At 38.7% G+C, this 16717-nt stretch carries 16 protein-coding genes; 11 read left to right on the forward strand and 5 right to left on the reverse strand.

Annotation, left to right across the window (positions count from 1 at the left end):
* Positions 1–2 precede the first annotated feature (2 nt).
* The 6 genes from pilV to H4J75_RS16580 all read left to right on the forward strand — a co-directional run bounded on the left by pilV (position 3) and on the right by H4J75_RS16580 (position 6548).
* The gene (gene pilV / locus H4J75_RS16555) at positions 3–620 is read left to right on the forward strand and encodes a type IV pilus modification protein PilV (RefSeq protein ID WP_182216967.1); all 618 of its coding nucleotides are present in this window, start codon (positions 3–5) and stop codon (positions 618–620) included.
* Between the two features lie 89 nt (positions 621–709).
* Positions 710–1699: a PilW family protein gene (locus tag H4J75_RS16560; RefSeq protein ID WP_182216968.1), complete on the forward strand. Its 990-nt coding sequence runs from the start codon at positions 710–712 to the stop codon at positions 1697–1699.
* Positions 1690–2211 (forward strand): PilX N-terminal domain-containing pilus assembly protein, encoded by a 522-nt coding sequence (locus tag H4J75_RS16565; RefSeq protein ID WP_182222735.1) that lies wholly within the window; start codon positions 1690–1692, stop codon positions 2209–2211. The genes H4J75_RS16560 and H4J75_RS16565 overlap by 10 nt, the downstream gene beginning before the upstream one ends.
* Before the next feature lie 2 nt (positions 2212–2213).
* Positions 2214–5792 (forward strand): pilus assembly protein, encoded by a 3579-nt coding sequence (locus H4J75_RS16570; RefSeq protein WP_182222736.1) that lies wholly within the window; start codon positions 2214–2216, stop codon positions 5790–5792.
* A complete protein-coding gene (locus H4J75_RS16575; RefSeq protein WP_182222737.1) occupies positions 5792–6208 on the forward strand; it encodes a type IV pilin protein in 417 nt (138 codons plus the stop codon). The genes H4J75_RS16570 and H4J75_RS16575 overlap by 1 nt, the downstream gene beginning before the upstream one ends.
* Before the next feature lies 1 nt (position 6209).
* The gene (locus H4J75_RS16580; protein WP_182222738.1) at positions 6210–6548 is read left to right on the forward strand and encodes a TapY2 family type IVa secretion system protein; all 339 of its coding nucleotides are present in this window, start codon (positions 6210–6212) and stop codon (positions 6546–6548) included.
* Between the two features lie 9 nt (positions 6549–6557).
* Here H4J75_RS16580 and H4J75_RS16585 read toward each other — a convergent pair whose 3' ends face one another.
* The 3 genes from H4J75_RS16585 to nadE form a co-directional block, all read right to left on the reverse strand.
* Entirely contained in the window at positions 6558–7139 is a 582-nt protein-coding gene (locus tag H4J75_RS16585; RefSeq protein ID WP_182216990.1) for a GspH/FimT family pseudopilin, read from the reverse strand.
* Between the two features lie 215 nt (positions 7140–7354).
* Positions 7355–7930, reverse strand: a complete 576-nt coding sequence (locus tag H4J75_RS16590; protein ID WP_182222739.1) for a GspH/FimT family pseudopilin — start codon at positions 7928–7930, stop codon at positions 7355–7357.
* Between the two features lie 90 nt (positions 7931–8020).
* The gene (gene nadE, locus H4J75_RS16595) at positions 8021–8872 is read right to left on the reverse strand and encodes an ammonia-dependent NAD(+) synthetase (protein WP_182222740.1); all 852 of its coding nucleotides are present in this window, start codon (positions 8870–8872) and stop codon (positions 8021–8023) included.
* Between the two features lie 204 nt (positions 8873–9076).
* On the opposite strand from nadE, the gene glnB reads away from it, so the two are divergent.
* Entirely contained in the window at positions 9077–9415 is a 339-nt protein-coding gene (glnB, locus tag H4J75_RS16600) for a nitrogen regulatory protein P-II (RefSeq protein WP_070374471.1), read from the forward strand.
* Positions 9416–9549: 134 nt separating this feature from the next.
* On the opposite strand, the gene H4J75_RS16605 is transcribed toward glnB, so the two are convergent.
* Positions 9550–10314 (reverse strand): outer membrane protein assembly factor BamD, encoded by a 765-nt coding sequence (locus H4J75_RS16605; protein ID WP_070374470.1) that lies wholly within the window; start codon positions 10312–10314, stop codon positions 9550–9552.
* Positions 10315–10501: 187 nt separating this feature from the next.
* Between H4J75_RS16605 and rluD the strand changes: the two genes are divergently transcribed.
* The 3 genes from rluD (at position 10502) to clpB (ending at position 14958) form a co-directional block, all read left to right on the forward strand.
* Complete coding sequence (gene rluD, locus H4J75_RS16610; protein WP_182216975.1) at positions 10502–11479, forward strand: 23S rRNA pseudouridine(1911/1915/1917) synthase RluD; 978 nt, start codon at positions 10502–10504, stop codon at positions 11477–11479.
* Positions 11439–12257 (forward strand): peptidoglycan editing factor PgeF, encoded by an 819-nt coding sequence (gene pgeF / locus H4J75_RS16615; RefSeq protein WP_182222741.1) that lies wholly within the window; start codon positions 11439–11441, stop codon positions 12255–12257. Before rluD ends, pgeF begins: the two co-directional genes overlap by 41 nt.
* A 127-nt stretch (positions 12258–12384) precedes the next feature.
* The gene (gene clpB / locus H4J75_RS16620) at positions 12385–14958 is read left to right on the forward strand and encodes an ATP-dependent chaperone ClpB (RefSeq protein WP_182216978.1); all 2574 of its coding nucleotides are present in this window, start codon (positions 12385–12387) and stop codon (positions 14956–14958) included.
* A gap of 10 nt (positions 14959–14968) precedes the next feature.
* On the opposite strand, the gene H4J75_RS16625 is transcribed toward clpB, so the two are convergent.
* Positions 14969–15415: a DUF4124 domain-containing protein gene (locus H4J75_RS16625; protein ID WP_182216980.1), complete on the reverse strand. Its 447-nt coding sequence runs from the start codon at positions 15413–15415 to the stop codon at positions 14969–14971.
* Positions 15416–15594: 179 nt separating this feature from the next.
* On the opposite strand from H4J75_RS16625, the gene pssA reads away from it, so the two are divergent.
* On the forward strand, positions 15595–16392 hold the full coding sequence (pssA, locus tag H4J75_RS16630) for a CDP-diacylglycerol--serine O-phosphatidyltransferase (RefSeq protein WP_182216982.1): 798 nt from the start codon (positions 15595–15597) through the stop codon (positions 16390–16392).
* Positions 16393–16717 lie beyond the last annotated feature (325 nt).

Raw genomic sequence — 16717 nt, forward strand, 5'->3', positions numbered from 1 at the left:
TCATGGGTAACAGCACACTTAGGACGAGTTATCCTAAAAGAAAACCAGCCCAAGTACAAAAGGGCATGACACTAATAGAGGTTTTAGTCGCTTTAGTTATTTTAGTGACGGGTATTTTTGGTGCGGTTGCCATGCAGGCGTCAGCTAAGAAAGGCAGTTTTGATGCGATGCAACGCTCAGTAGCCTCAGCGTTAGCTCAAGATATTATCGAACGAATGCGCAGTAATGATTCTGATATTCTTACTTTAGAGAGTTATCAAGGTGTTTATGGCGCAGCATTGAATACTCCGCCTGACGCTGACGTTAGGTGTAATTCAGTTGCTTCTTTGTGTACAAGTGCACAAATGACCACCAATGATTTGTATGAATGGGAAGTCAAACTTATGGGCGCTGATGTTACTGCTGGTGGTAAAAATACTGGTGGCTTAGTTGGTGCTGTCGGTTGTATTGATCATAATAAAAATGCAGTTACTGTTGTGATCAGTTGGCAGGGCAGAGTCGCAACGGCTGATGGTTATGATGCCGATAACAATAGTTCTGCAGCTGCAACATTGGCCAACGCCTGTGGTACAAGTACCAGTAAACGTCGACAAGTTACGGTTGAAGCTTTTATATATTAAGGCAAGCAAAGCAATCACTGTTAACGTTCATCGTGATGTTAATGCTTCGAATTATAGATAATATTGATTTTGTTTAGTAAGAGATGATAATGGTTAATGCTCAACGAGGTTTTAGTTTAATCGAAATATTTATATCGCTTGCGGTAGGTTTAATGTTGCTGCTAGGCATATTAAGTGTTTTTGTTGGTATGAAAACGACCACTGTTGAGACCACCAGTTATGGAGAGTTACAAGAAAATGGCAGGTATGCGATTAGCTTACTCAGTGATGACTTATTACGACAAAGCTTTTGGGGCGACTTATCAGGAAACCTCGATGTAAGTGGCTTGGTAAGTTCACCTTTACCATCAACAGTTTCTGGTGATTGTATTGGTGAAGGCGTTAATAATGCCAGTTTCCCTGCAGCTATTGGCCATTTTAGAACCTTGTGGGGGAAAACAGTCAACAATGTCAACTTAATGGGCTGTATTACCAATGCTAAAATTGATTCCGATGTATTGCAATTAAAAAGGGCTGTTTCATCAACGACAGCGCTAGCCGATATTTCTAGTGATAATTACTATATCATTTCAAACCCTAATACGGCTGCGATATTTGCGGGTGGCGCTGCCATACCAACACTAAATTTGGGCCAGATCTGGGAATATCAGCAGCACATTTACTATGTGCGTGAAGACAATCAAGGCACCAATAAAGTGCCGGTTCTAGTGCAAGGTCGATTACAAAATAAAGCTTCGGTGATGAATCTTGATATGGTCGTTGAAGGCATTGAATACATCCGCTTTATGTATGGCGTTGATACGACCAACAACGGTATCGTCAATGCTTTTATTTCTGCAGATAACATGACAACAGCTTACTGGGATAATGAAAGTAATGTACGGATACTTGCCGTTAAGATTTTTGTCTTAGCGCGAAATATATTGCCTGACAGAGATTATGAAAATCTTAACACTTATCAGCTTGGTGATCTTCCTATCAACTTTATCGATGGTGAAGGTAAAGGGGATAATTATCGACGTTTATTATTTAGCTCTACCATCACACTTTACAATGCGAGGGTCGACTCATGGCCATAAAAGTTATAAGAAACCGTTATTTAATTTGTTCTGGTAATTTAAAACTAGGTCACAAACAAAGCGGTGTTGTACTAATCGTTTCACTAGTTTTTTTGATTGCTTTAACCGCTGTTGCTGCTGCATTGATGCAAAATACCACCATTGATATGAAAATGTCTGGAGCAAGTGAAGAAAAAGTGGTTGCTACCCAAGAAGCGGTTAGTACTATTGATGAAGTTATTTATAAAGAAGTCACGCAGATAAGTGGAACCAATGCTTTTGCTTCTGAAATCGCCAAATTTCCACTCTCACCCGTAGTGAGTAGTGCAAGTAATACCAGTGCAGAAATTACACTGGCTAATCCGTATAAGATTGCAGCCGATTGCCCCCACTCTCGAGCAGCTTCTTCCGTACAGGTATTTAAGTGTAATGTACTTAAGGTGCAGGTCACTCGACTGTATGGTCGCACCAACAAAAGCACCATAGAAGTTAATTCTGGTGTATCGCAACAACTACTTAATGTGGGGAACTGATCATGAAAAAATTATTATTATGTAGCGCATTGATATTTACATCTCTTGCTGCTTATAGTGAAGATATTGAACTGTATATTGGTGATGCAGCACAGCGTACCGGTAATAAACCACAAGTACTGATTATTTTTGATAATTCTGGCAGCATGAATAGTTTAGAGTCAGTCGATGAACCTTATGATCCTAATACAGTTTACCCCGCGGTTGGAAGCGATAACTCCTTATCAGATAAATTTATTTATTTTACTCGAGGTGGCATTGATGGCTCTTCTTCCCTTGTTCCCGATAGTCCTGGTGAAAGCCGTCGTTTTCTTGATGCTATTAATAGCTGTGCAACTGCCCGTGAACGTTTAGCATCTGTTGGCTTTTATACCGGACACATTCGTGAATATGCCTTTCAAGGAAACTCAGGTAGCTGGCAAGAAATTCCTGATAACAATGGCGCTAATATTGATGTCATTGACTGTGAAGATGATGTTAATTTAGTGCCTGCAAATCCTGAAGATAATGCAGGTATAAAAAAAAATAACGGTAGTGTCGTTGATTTACCCGATGGTTTTCCCCTCGATGGTGGTGGCTCTAAGCAAAGCCCGGTCTATTACACGGAAAATGCGAGTAACTCAAATGTTATTTGGTCGGGTGAGGTTGTTACACTTTATACCGACAACTATTTGCGTTGGGCAAACAGTGAAACGCTTGAGCAGGTTAATCGCACCCGTTTAGAAATAGCACAAGATACCGTTACTGATTTAATTGAATCGGCACCTTCTGTTGATTTTGGTTTACAAGTTTTTAATTATAATCATTCTGGCGAATTTGTTCGCGATGGTGGCAGAGTCGTTTTTGGTATTCAAGAAATGACCGCAGCAGCTCGCGCTGAATTAGTAAATATTATTGATTTAGAGATTGATGGTGAAACGAATACCCCGCTTTGTGAATCTCTTTATGAAGCGTCACGTTATTTTAGTGGCCAGTCGGTGGATTTTGGCAATAACGACTCTAATTCTGGCAGTAGCTACAAAGGTAATACACCGCCAAGAGATGACTCAATTGAAGATGATGAGGGTGTTTATCAATCACCCTTTAATTCATGTACTAATGAAGTTTATGTGATTATGATTACAGATGGTGAACCGACTAGGGATCTTGCCGCTGACACTTATATTCAAAGCTTACCTGATATCGGCCTACCGTTTGACGTTAACGGTACTAATAACTATTTAGCGGCACTTGCGGGTTGGATGCACACCCATGATTTACATAGCACCTTACCTGATGTGCAATCATCAACACTCTTTACGATAGGGTTTGGCCAAGATGCTATTGATGATGCGGGAGCGTTATTACGTGAAGCTGCAAAATTGGGGGGTGGTCAATATTACCCGGCTAAAGATCCCAGTGCCTTACTGGCTTCACTTCAATCGGCATTAACCAATATTTTGGAAGTGAATACCAGCTTTACAGCTCCTTCGGTTGCCTCAAATAATTTTGATAGAACCGAAACTTTAGATTCAGTTTATTATGCGATGTTCGTTCCTGATCATGGTGCAAGGTGGCAAGGAAATTTAAAAAAACTTAAAGTGACCGATGGCCAGCAAGTCGATAGAACGGGTGCTGGTGCTATTGATGATAATGGCAATATTTCAAAAAATGCCAAAACCTTTTGGAGCACAGATACCAATCCAGATGGTAACGATGTTAAAAAAGGTGGCGTAGCTGAAATGTTACGTACTAAATCTACACGCGTTATTGTCAGTGATATTGGGGTTAATGGTGCCTTAATGCTACTAACACGAACGAATGCCGAAACATCCTACGGTGACGAAGCGACGCTAGCAAGTGAATTGGATACTGAAATTGATGACATTGATGGCATGCTCAATTGGGCCAAGGGAATTGACGTTGATGATGAAGACAACGATAGTTCAATCACAGATATCCGTAGTGATGTTTTTGGTGATCCACTGCACTCTAAACCACTAGTTATTAATTATGGTGGTGCAAGTAATGATCAAGATATTCGCATAATCGTTGGCACCAATGCGGGTGTTTTACATATGTTTGACGATAACGGTGAGACGGTTGATGAAAACTGGGCTTTTATGCCTAAAGAATTTTTCTCAAAAATAAAAGCTTTACGTGAAAACTTTACTTCATCAGGTAAATCATACGGCATAGACAGCCCTGCCGTTTCATACTTGCTGGATGTCAATGGTGATGGGTCTATTGATAGTACAAGTGGTGATAAGGCATGGATATTTTTTGGTTTACGTCGTGGCGGTTCTTCATATTATGCTATGGATGTTAGTGACCCCGATACTCCTAAGTTATTGTGGCACCTAGATGCAAGCTCACCAGGATTTAGCCATTTAGGACAATCATGGTCGCAACCTAAAATAGGATTTTCAGCGCTTAATATAGAAAATGGTACACCAAAACCTGTACTCTTTTTCGCTGGCGGATATGACACAACTAAAGATAACTTAACCGTTGGTGCAGATGATACCTTAGGCCGAGCTGTTTATATGGTCGATGCAGAAACAGGTGTACTAAAATGGAGTTTAAGCCCTGATGCAACGAGTGCAACTAATACTCAATTTACTGAGATAACTGATAGCGTGCCTTCTAGCCTCGCTATCTTAGACAGTGATTCTGATGGTTTAACCGATCGTCTTTATTTTGGCGATACCGGTGGAAATTTTTGGCGTGTTGATATGCCAGGCAATGCTCCCTTTAGTGGAACATCGCCGTGGACTGCTTTTAAATTAGCTGAGTTGGGTGGAACAACTCATGCGACAGATCGCCGTTTTTTTAGCGAACCTTCAATTGCTAGAACGTATATTTCAGACACGATAGAAACTACATCAGTTGATGCTAATGGTACTAGTTCAACCGTGGTAACAAAACAGGAAAGACCCTATGAAGCGATACTTATTGGGAGTGGCGACCGATCAACACCTGCGGCCAATGATACTGACGATAAATTTTTCATGATTAAAGATGCCAATATTGTAACCACATCATTTGTTGCTTCACCTACGCACCCACAATTGGCAATACCCGCTGTTATCTTAGCAACAGATCTTTACGACTACACTAACAACCCGTTTGGCCAGGCATTGACTGCCGAAAATTTGCAGACACTCGAAATAAACGTTGGCAATAAAAAAGGTTGGTTTATGGATTTCGTTGGCGATGGTGAGAAAAATACGGCCTCAGCCATCGTTATTAATGGCGTTGCTTACTTCACTTCATTTACCCCTGCCGCGGTCTCTGCAGATCCTGACAGTTGTGAATTAAGTGATGGTTCGGGTATTTTATATGCGGTGGACTTAGCGCTTGGCACGACTGTCTATGACTGGAGAACATGGGAAATAGCGGCCGGTATTCCTGATACTCCTTCAATTATTATTACTAAAGACCCAAAAGCGCCTCAAGAACCTTGCGAAGGCGATTGTCCGCCTGTTGAAGAGGAAGCAGAAGTGATTGCCACGATAAAACTATTAGCAGGGAAAATTATTCCGTTAGGCGTTAGCCTAGAAACGTCAAGAATTTACCTTTATGTAACGGAGTCAAATTAATGATAGTGAGTAAAAATAAAGGGCGAGTTAAAGGTTTTACTTTGCTTGAGCTAATGATATCGGTTGCTGTAGTGGGCATTCTAGCTTCGATTGCTTATCCGTCATATATTGATAATATTTCAAGGGCAAATCGTAGCGAGGGCCAACGTGAATTGTTGCGCTTAGCAAGTTTGCAAGAGCAGTATTTTATTGATCATCGAGCATACACCACAGATATGAAAAAATTAGGTGCGTCTGCAGACCCTTATATTACAGACTCGGGCTTTTATAGCATTGATGCTGTGGTAGTTGGGGTAACATATACCCTTAAAGCTACGGCGAGAGGTACGCAAGCGACTAATGATTCTTCTTGTTTAACCTTATCGGTAACCGATAGTGGTCAGAAAACAGCAACATCAACCAATTGCTGGGAGTAATATGATGAAATTGTTATTTAAGCATTGCTTAGCGCTCAACTTACTTTTTGTAAGCCTACTTGTTATAAGTATTGATAGCGTGGCAAAGACGACAGACAAATCGACAAAAATTAAGATTAAATGTCATGTTGAACTAATGGGCGGTAACGACATTATTCATTTTGGCATTATTGGTTCTAATAAACTGGCAAAATATCCTGATTGGTTAGTCGGTAAAAAAATAGCGACTGGCTTTTCAAAGCAAAAGCAGCAAGTTCATCAAGTAAAAGAGTGTGTTAAATCAAATGATGATTTTTCCAATGATCTTTCAAAAAAATTAGATGAAAACACTGCTCGTTAAAGAGGAGACTTAACTGCAAGTAATTTCATTGCCTGAGCGGTCTTCATCAATGCCGTCGCTATCTGTGTCTGAGGTAACGTATGAACGTCCAGAGGTAGTTACTGTAATACCTCTTGACTTGGCCGGGTAGTCTTTTGGACAATATTTAAATGGGCTAGCACTAACGCCACCTGTGATGTTGCCTGTAGGTCTGTATATAATGCTATCTTGGCCGTACTGAAGTTTGTCATTAGTTTTTATTTTAGCCTTTACTGCAACTATTCTTTCGTCAGAGGCGGGTTCATAAGTTTTATCGCCATCTATATCAATAAAAACACTGACTTCGTTTTGCCAATTAGTATCACAACTATTACTTGCATTAAGTGGGCACAAGGTAACCGATTGTTCTGCATTTATGGCGGTATTTCTTGCTGTTAATAGTAGTCTTTGTAAATGAGAAATTTCATTGTCGACGCGTGTTTCAACTAAAAAACTATTGAAGTTTGGTAGCGCTATCGCCATTAACGTTGCCCCAATAGCGATAGTTATCATCAATTCAACGAGTGTAAAGCCCTGTCGCTTGTTGTTTGATTGCAAATAATCATACTTCATAATATAAGCCTTAATTTCTTGTTATACCCATGAGAGCACCTAGTTAGTCTTATGGGGATTACATCATATTCAAAACTGTGTGAGAATATTTCAAGATAATTAAGTTATATCACTTAAGTCACTCTTTCGCTAGGTTGCTGTTATCGATATCAGAGCTTGTTATTATTAAAATGATAACAAGCTCTATGCTTTTTAAAAGCGCTTGTTGTCATAGATTAGTGACAGCGAATGATTCGACCGCTACGATTTTCATCGGCTCCATCCATATTTTGGTCGCTCGATAAATAAAACCGCCCAGCGCCTGAAATGATAATTCCTCTTGATTTATTACTGTGTGATTTTGGACAATAGCGGAAAGTACCATTACCTCCCCACACTGCGAGCCGTCCACTGGGTGCGTAAATTAATGCTGTTCTGCCTTGAGCATACTGTAATTTATCGCCTGACTTTATGGCTGATTTTATTTTTATAATCACTTCAGCACTTGAGGCATCAAGCGCTTTGTTCTTATTATCATCATAGAATACAGTCAGCGTTTTATGCCATTCGTTTGAGCACTGACCAGAAGGGGTAAGTGGACAAACAGTAACAAAACGTTCCTGATTAACCGCATGATTTCTTGTTAATAATAATAGGCGATGTAAGGCTGTGATCTCTTTATCAACACGTATTCTTATCCTTAAATCTGCAAACGTAGGAACAGCTATAGCGGTAAGGAAAATTAATATAGCTAGCGTGATTAAGGTTTCAATGAGAGTGAAACCCATTATTTTAAACGATAAGTATGACATAACATTAAGCCGTCCGTTGGCTAGAGTAGATGTATTACTAGGTATAGCTGTTAACGTTAAATTTACAAGTTTAGCGCTTACAAGTTAAATTTAATCGTAAATTGTTGGAATAGGTAATCGCTTATGTTGGGTTTTTTGATAAATATTAATGATAAGTGCTTGCACCTCTGCTGCTACTGGTTTGCCTTCCAAGAAATCATCTAACTGCTCATAACTGATACCTAATGCATCTTCGTCAGTTTTTCCTGGATCCAATTCTTCAAGATCCGCGGTTGGAGCTTTATTAATTAATAAGTCTGGCGCACCTAAATTTTCTGCTAATAACCGTACTTGGCGTTTAGATAAACCAAATAAAGGCGCTAAATCACAGGCACCATCGCCCCATTTAGTGAAAAATCCAGTAATGTTTTCTGCTGAATGATCTGTCCCTAAAACCAGTGCGCCAACAATACCGGCAATATGATATTGCGTTACCATTCGGCTTCTAGCTTTGGCATTACCTTTTGAAAAATCGATTTTTTCATCGTCTGCCGATAAGATATTTGCTTGGTTAAGCGCGTTAAGCGTTTCAATGTGAATGCCATTAACGGCATTCAATATATTGGTTACTAAACTATGTGTCGGTTGAATAAAGTCCAAAGCGAGCTGGGCATCGTCTTCATCTGCTTGCACGCCATAAGGTAAACGAACCGCAATAAATTGATAGGATGATGTCGAATTATTATTAGCGATTCTTTCTTCAGCATTGAGCTCATCAATAGCAAGTTGTGCAAGACGTCCACAGGTAGAAGAGTCGACACCGCCACTGATGCCTAGCACTAAATTTTTGAGTCCGGCAGCCTTAAGTGTTTTTTTGATAAATTCAATACGGCGTTTTATCTCAAACACAGCATCTATTTGAGGTAAAACTCTCATTTCATTTATGATCAATTGCGGATCCATTCAACTTCCTTTGATAGTTATTTGATAAGTTAAATTATCCTAGTGTAACGTATACCTGTGATACTTCAATATATAGGTAACCGGTATTGGCTAGTTTAATCCGTATCTGAAATTTAAATGACTTACAACAAATATAGCGCTTGGGTTTATTTGATATAATTGTGTACAATTCAAAGTATATTTCGCGGTTAATGGATAACAACAATGAAAAAAATAGAAGCAATTATCAAACCATTTAAAATGGATGATGTGCGTGAAGCATTAAGTGAAATTGGCATCACAGGTATGACTGTTTCAGAAGTAAAAGGTTTTGGCCGACAAAAAGGGCACACTGAGCTCTATCGTGGTGCAGAATATATGGTTGATTTCTTACCGAAAGTAAAATTAGAAATTGTTGTCACCACAGAACAAGTTGAGCGTTGTGTTAATGCTATTATAGAAACAGCGCAAACCGGTAAAATTGGTGATGGAAAAATATTTATCACTGATGTTGAGCGGGTGATCAGAATCCGTACGGGTGAAGAAGATGAAGCCGCTATTTAATTTTATCAGTTAATCCCATCATAAAAAAAGCCCATTGAGTATTATATCTCAATGGGCTTTTTATTAATTTAAACCTTATTATTGATAAGGCAAATTTTATAGCTTTTATTTCAATGCTAATAAACAGTTAAAACTTAACGAGTTAAAAACTTATTATTTGGATAATTTGCTGCTAAGACTTGCTTCGCATTAATTTTTAAATCCATTAAATCTAACTTGTCGTAACACTCAATCATAATCTCTAAGGCTTGTTCCACTTCCTGGCTAGGCGAGAAGTATTCAACAATGTACTTACCACGATTTGCTGCTGAGGCCCAAGCATCACGTTTCATATAAAAACGAGCTACTGTTAATTCATACTTAGCTAAACGTGATTTTATACCAATCATACGTTTGCGTGCATCAGCGGCATATTTGCTTTGCGGTAGCTCAGTCAAAATCGTTTTAAAGTCTTTGAATGCTTCGCGAGCAGCTGTTGGATCTCTGTCTGAACGATCAATGCCTGCTAATTCTTGAAAAAGGTTCTCTTCAGTTGAAATATTGATTAACGCTCGCATGTAATAAACATAATCAAGATTGACATGATCAGGATTTAAACGCAGGAAACGATCCGCCAAAGCAATACCTTGAGCTGAATTACCACTCTTATAATAAGCGTAAATTAAGTCTAATTGCACTTGATGAGAGATAGGACCAAATGGAAAGCGTGAGTCAATTGCTGATAAAATCTGGATAGCTCGTTGATATAAGCCACTATCAAGCGCAGTTCTAGCATCGGTGAACAATGCTTGTGCTGACTTGTCTGGTACTTTTTCAATGTCGGTTTTGTTTGATGATGAACACGCCGCTAGCCCTAATGAAAGCACTAGTATTATCATTTTTATTGTCAAATTTTGCATAGACTTTGTTATCACTACTTTGTTTTAGTTAAAGGTATTAGTTAAATAAATATACGCCCTTTGCAAATTACTTAATGTAATTAATAGAGCAAAGAGGTAAAATAAACACTGGCATTCTAACCTAGCATACTTGCCTTGCACAGCGCTAATTCATAGTAAATTTATAGAGAGTTAAATAGAAATTTTAATGGCTGAAATAATTCAACATACAGATACGGTTCCTGAAACTTGTTTAGGTAAACGATTCGACCAAACATTAGCTGAGATGTTCCCTGAATATTCTCGTTCTCGCATAAAAGAATGGATCTTAGCAGGTCACGTTACTTTAAACGGCGCTATTTTGATAATACCACGCGAGAAAATGTTTGGCGGGGAAGTGATCAAAATATCAACTGAAGTTGAAGGCGACGTGCGATTTGAACCACAAAATATTCCTTTAAATATTGTTTATGAAGATGACGATATTATAGTTATTAATAAACCTGCTGGTTTTGTAGTTCACCCAGGTGCAGGTAATCCTGATGGCACGGTACTTAATGCTTTATTGTATCATTGCCCACAGCTTGATGTTGTCCCTCGTGCCGGTATCGTCCATAGACTAGATAAAGACACAACGGGTTTGATGGTTATTGCTAAAACAATTGCAGCGCAAACAAACTTAGTCGATGCTATACAAGAGCGTGAAATAACGCGTGAGTATGAAGCGATTGCTAATGGTCTAATGACAGCTGGTGGTATGGTTGATGAACCTATAGGTCGTCATTCAACCAAAAGAACACACATGGCTGTTAGTCCTTTTGGACGTCCATCGGTAACGCATTATCGTGTAATGGAAAAATTCCGTTTACACACACGTTTAAGATTACGTCTTGAAACGGGTCGTACACATCAAATTCGTGTTCATATGGCGCATATAACCCATCCATTGATTGGAGATCCTAACTACGGTGGTCGTCCACGTCCTCCTAAAAATGCGACAGAAGATTTGCGGGATTTATTGCGTAGTTTTAAGCGCCAAGCATTACATGCGGCAATGTTGTCATTATTTCACCCTATAACGGGTGAAGAAATGACTTGGCATGCACCTATTCCAGAGGATATGGTTAATTTAACAAATGTTTTGCGTGAAGATTCGAAAATCAACGCAACAGACGACTATTTATAACAGTCTCTACAATATAGAATGGCCAGTACTTAATGTACTGGCTTTTACTACGACAAGACTCCATCCTCAAAAAAAATCGTTATCCTCTAATCATAGCTATTCTTCAGTATACGGCCAATTTAACTTGGGCGAACATGTTGGTGATGACTTGGTTAATGTCAATAAAAATAGAGCTTCGTTACTCGCATACTTACCGCTTAATACAAAAATTCAATGGCTTGAACAAGTTCATGGTAATAAAGTTGTGACCATAGAATCTTATTCAAAAACGCCTTTAGTAGCTGATGCGATAATCACTCGGCAAAAGAATATTGCTTTAGCCGTGATGACTGCTGATTGTTTACCGATATTATTAACTGCGATAGACGGCAGTGAAATTGCTGCAATCCATGGTGGTTGGAAACCCTTAGCTAAAAATATTATTACCAATACCGTCAATAATATGAAAACAGACAATGAAAATATCATTGCTTGGTTGGGGCCTTGTATTGGTGAATATGCTTTTGAAGTAGGGCAAGAAGTAAAGTGTGCCTTTGAAAGTCAGTCAGAAAAATTTGTATCGGCTTTCACTGCTATAAATGAACCATTAGCGCTGGAAAAACATAAAGGTAAATACCTAGCCAATTTAGCAATGATAGCAAGAATCCAACTAAATACGCTCGGTATTAATAAGGTTCATCATTTAAACCATTGTACCTATTCTAATGAACAGCAGTACTACTCTTATCGACGAGATACCATTACCGGACGAATGGTTTCCATCATTTGTCGAAAATAAGTTTAAAAAACAAACTAAATCTTATTTCAAATCAAAAGCTTTTCATTTTGTTCCTTGAAAAATTTCAATTATATCCTTATCTATAAGGTATAAAAGAATATTTTTCTTTGTTAGGCAGGAGAGCCTCATGCGTTTAGACAGATTAACCCAAGCATTTCAAGTCGCTATTTCAGACGCACAGTCAATAGCATTAGGTCGGGATCATCAATTTATAGAACCCGTGCATATCATGTTAGCGCTATTAAATCAGAACGCGAGTAGCATTATACCCTTATTGAAAAGTGCAGGAATTAATGTTCTTTCACTGCGATCACAAGTCGAGACGGTTATAGAACAACTTGCGCAAGTTTCTGGATCGGGTGGCGACGTACAACTTTCTTCTGCTATGGGGAACTTACTTAACCTCTGCGATAAGTTCGCACAAAAAATGGGTGATAAGTATATATCTTCTGATGTTTTTATCCTTGCCGCTATTGAAGACAAAGGAAAACTAGGCCAAATATTAAAGTCGCTTGGGGCAAGTGAACAACGTGTTCAAGATGCAATATTACATGTGCGTGGCGGTCAAAAAGTTGATGAGCCTAATGCTGAAGATGTTCGACAAGCACTTGATAAATATACGGTGAACCTAACAGAGCTTGCCGAGCAGGGCAAACTAGATCCCGTTATTGGCCGAGATGATGAAATACGTCGCACGATACAAGTTTTACAACGTCGTACGAAAAATAATCCGGTATTAATTGGTCAGCCAGGTGTTGGTAAAACAGCCATCGCCGAAGGGTTAGCACAACGTATCATTAATCATGAAGTTCCTGAAGGGTTAAAAGGTAAGCGGGTATTGTCATTGGATATGGGTGCTTTGGTTGCTGGCGCTAAATATCGTGGTGAATTTGAAGAACGTTTAAAGGCGGTATTGAGTGAGCTAGCCAAAGAAGAAGGGCAAGTCATTTTATTTATTGATGAACTTCATACCATGGTCGGTGCAGGTAAATCTGATGGCGCGATGGATGCTGGAAATATGTTAAAACCAGCACTTGCCCGTGGTGATTTACATTGTGTCGGCGCGACAACATTGGACGAATATCGTCAATATATTGAAAAGGATGCAGCCTTAGAGCGTCGTTTTCAAAAAATATTAATCGAAGAGCCTAGTGTTGAAGATACGATTGCCATATTGCGCGGTTTAAAAGAGCGTTACGAACTTCATCACAGTGTTGATATTACCGATCCAGCCATAGTCGCCGCTGCTACTTTGTCACATCGTTATATCAGTGATAGACAATTACCTGATAAAGCGATTGATCTTATAGATGAAGCGGCTTCTAGTATTCGTATGCAAATAGATTCTAAGCCTGAAGACTTAGACCGATTAGAGCGGCGTATCATTCAACTGAAATTAGAACAACGGGCATTAGAGAAAGATTCAGATGAGGCTTCTAAAAAACGTTTAGGACTGATCTCATTGGATCTTAGCGTTTGTCAGACTAATTTTGATGAGTTAGACGAGATTTGGAAAACTGAAAAGGCTGCTTTACATGGTACACAGGCTATTAAAACAGATTTAGAACAAGCTCGGCTTGACTTAGAGGCTGCCCGACGATTGGGCGATCTTAACCAAATGTCAGAATTACAATATGGCAAAATACCGGAATTAGAAAAACAACTCGACTTAGCAAGCCAAGCAGAAATGCAAGAAATGACGTTATTAAAAAATAAAGTCACTGAAGTTGAAATTGCTGATGTATTAAGTCGAGCAACGGGTATTCCTGTTTCTAAGATGCTTGAAGAAGAATGCGATAAGTTACTGCAAATGGAGGATAACTTGCATCAGCGAGTTATAGGACAAAACGAAGCGGTTATCAGTGTTTCGAATGCTATCCGACGTTCAAGAGCTGGGCTTGCCGATCCAAGCCAGCCGATAGGATCGTTTTTATTTTTAGGTCCTACTGGTGTGGGTAAAACCGAACTTACGAAAGCATTAGCCCATTATCTTTTTGACAGTGAAGATGCACTTATTCGTGTCGATATGTCTGAATTTATGGAAAAACATTCAGTTTCTCGGTTAGTGGGGGCTCCTCCCGGATATGTAGGGTATGAAGAAGGGGGCTATTTAACTGAAGCTGTTCGACGCAAACCTTATTCTGTTATTCTTCTTGATGAAATTGAAAAAGCGCACAGTGATGTTTTTAATATATTATTACAAGTGCTCGATGATGGACGTTTAACGGATGGTCAAGGGCGAACTGTTGATTTTAAAAACACTGTTATCATTATGACTTCTAATATTGGCTCTGATCACATTCAAAAATTTGCTGATGACGGTCAGTATGAAGAAATGAAATCTAAGGTAATGTCAGAAGTGAGTTTACATTTTAAGCCTGAGTTTATTAATCGCATTGATGAAACAGTTGTTTTTCATCCATTAATATCACAACAGATAGAAAAAATAGCAGCAATACAAATTGACGGTCTAAGAGATCGTTTAGCAGACCAAGATATTAAGCTATCAATTAGCCAAGAAGCACTTGCGCTGATTTCTTTGGCTGGATTTGATCCCCTATTTGGAGCAAGACCGTTGAAAAGGGTAATTAGACAAAAAATTGAAAACCCATTAGCTCAAAAAATATTGTCAGGAGCCTTTAAAAACAAGGCAGAGATAAGTATTGAAGTCAGTGACGGTGAATTAGTTTTTACGCACTAACTAATTTGTATCATGGCATTTCACTTAAAGACGCACAGTAAACTTCTGTGCGTTTTTGGTTTATCGCTAATTGCTGTTGTTTCTCTGTTTTTGTTAATATCTGTTTACTACCTTTTTCATCCGTATATTGGACCTTATCAAAAGCCATTAACATGGCAATATTTTCTTGTGCCTCTAGACATTTTTCAGGTCTGTTTATAGTCGCCGTGAGGTTATCTTGATTTTGTTGAGAGATCACATCGTCATCAGAAACTAGCGGGTTGGTAATAATGTCTGCGCGACTAGTTACACTTGACTGATTAGACACTAAAAATTGGGTGTACTCATCACCAACAGGTTGATGCTGACTAAAATGAACAACATTGTTTTCATCTACCCAACGATAGACCATTAGTTCACTCGCCGAACAAAAGCCAAAATAAAATATCAGCCCAAATAACAGAATACGAAAACTCATTGGTCACCTATTAACTATAGAAAAAAAATCCTAATACTTTATATAACAATACAATTGGGACTTTACAAATTATAACGAGGAATTATTATGCTATTACTCTCTAATATACCCATGATAGTTTTTTATGTTAGATTTGATTAACTATACCTATATATTTTTAAACAAGCGTTGTAACAATAATGAATGATAAAAAAACAAATACCAGTACTCCTTCGAAAGGTATTTACCTATTACCTAACCTATTAACAACCGCAGGACTTTTTTCTGGTTTTTTTGCCATAGTTTCCTCAATGAATGGTCATTTTATTAGTGCAGCTGTAGCAATATTCATTGCCATGATATTTGATGGTTTAGATGGGCGCGTTGCTCGGATGACAAATACACAAAGTGAATTTGGTGCCGAATATGACAGTATGGCTGATATGGTCTCTTTTGGTATAGCCCCCGGACTTGTCGCTTATAATTGGGCGTTATCGAGTTACGGAAAATTTGGTTGGTTAGCCGCTTTTGTCTTTGTTGCCTGTGCAGCACTTCGTTTAGCACGTTTTAATACGCAGGTTGGTATTGCTGATGCACGCTTTTTCCAAGGTTTAGCAAGCCCCGCGGCCGCGGCAGTTATTGCCAGTTTGGTCTGGGTTGGTGCAGAATATCAAATAAATGGCCAAGACTATGGCATTGTTGTTGGCATTATTACTATGCTTGCAGGATTATTGATGGTCAGTAACTTTCGTTACAACAGTTTTAAAGAAGTCGATTGGAAGGGGAAAGTTAATTTTTTTGTGGTTTTGCTCATTGTACTCGCCTTTGTCATTATCGCTTCTAGCCCAGAGAATGTTTTACTTATCGTATTTGGCTTCTATGCTTGCTCGGGGCCGTTTACGACTATCCGCTCTGTTAATAAGTTAAAATTAGAAGATGTCGTCGGTGATGACAAAGATGAAGACTTTAATACGGTTGATAACTCGAAAGATAAATAACAGCAGTAATTAACTATCTGTAGCACCAGCTTTGTGAGCAAAAGGCATTAGTTGTTTGATTAAACCACAATAAAAATACAGTTTGTACGTTAATCGAGCGAATAAGCATTTATTTCAAAGTTATTACAAAAAAGGGTTGACGCCCAGCGAGAAATGTCTAGAATGCGCTCCAGTTCCAAGGGGTTCAGTCAAAATGAACTACGAAAGAGCTGTTTTGATAAGTTATCTACATCACTTTAGAGTAAAGTAGTTAACTTAACGTTTTATAGATAAGGTTTGAATCTTCGAAAAGAACTTCAAATTAAATTAAATAAAACGTTGACAT

The sequence above is a fragment of the Colwellia sp. BRX10-1 genome (genome assembly GCF_014077545.1).
GTDB lineage: Bacteria > Pseudomonadota > Gammaproteobacteria > Enterobacterales > Alteromonadaceae > Colwellia_A.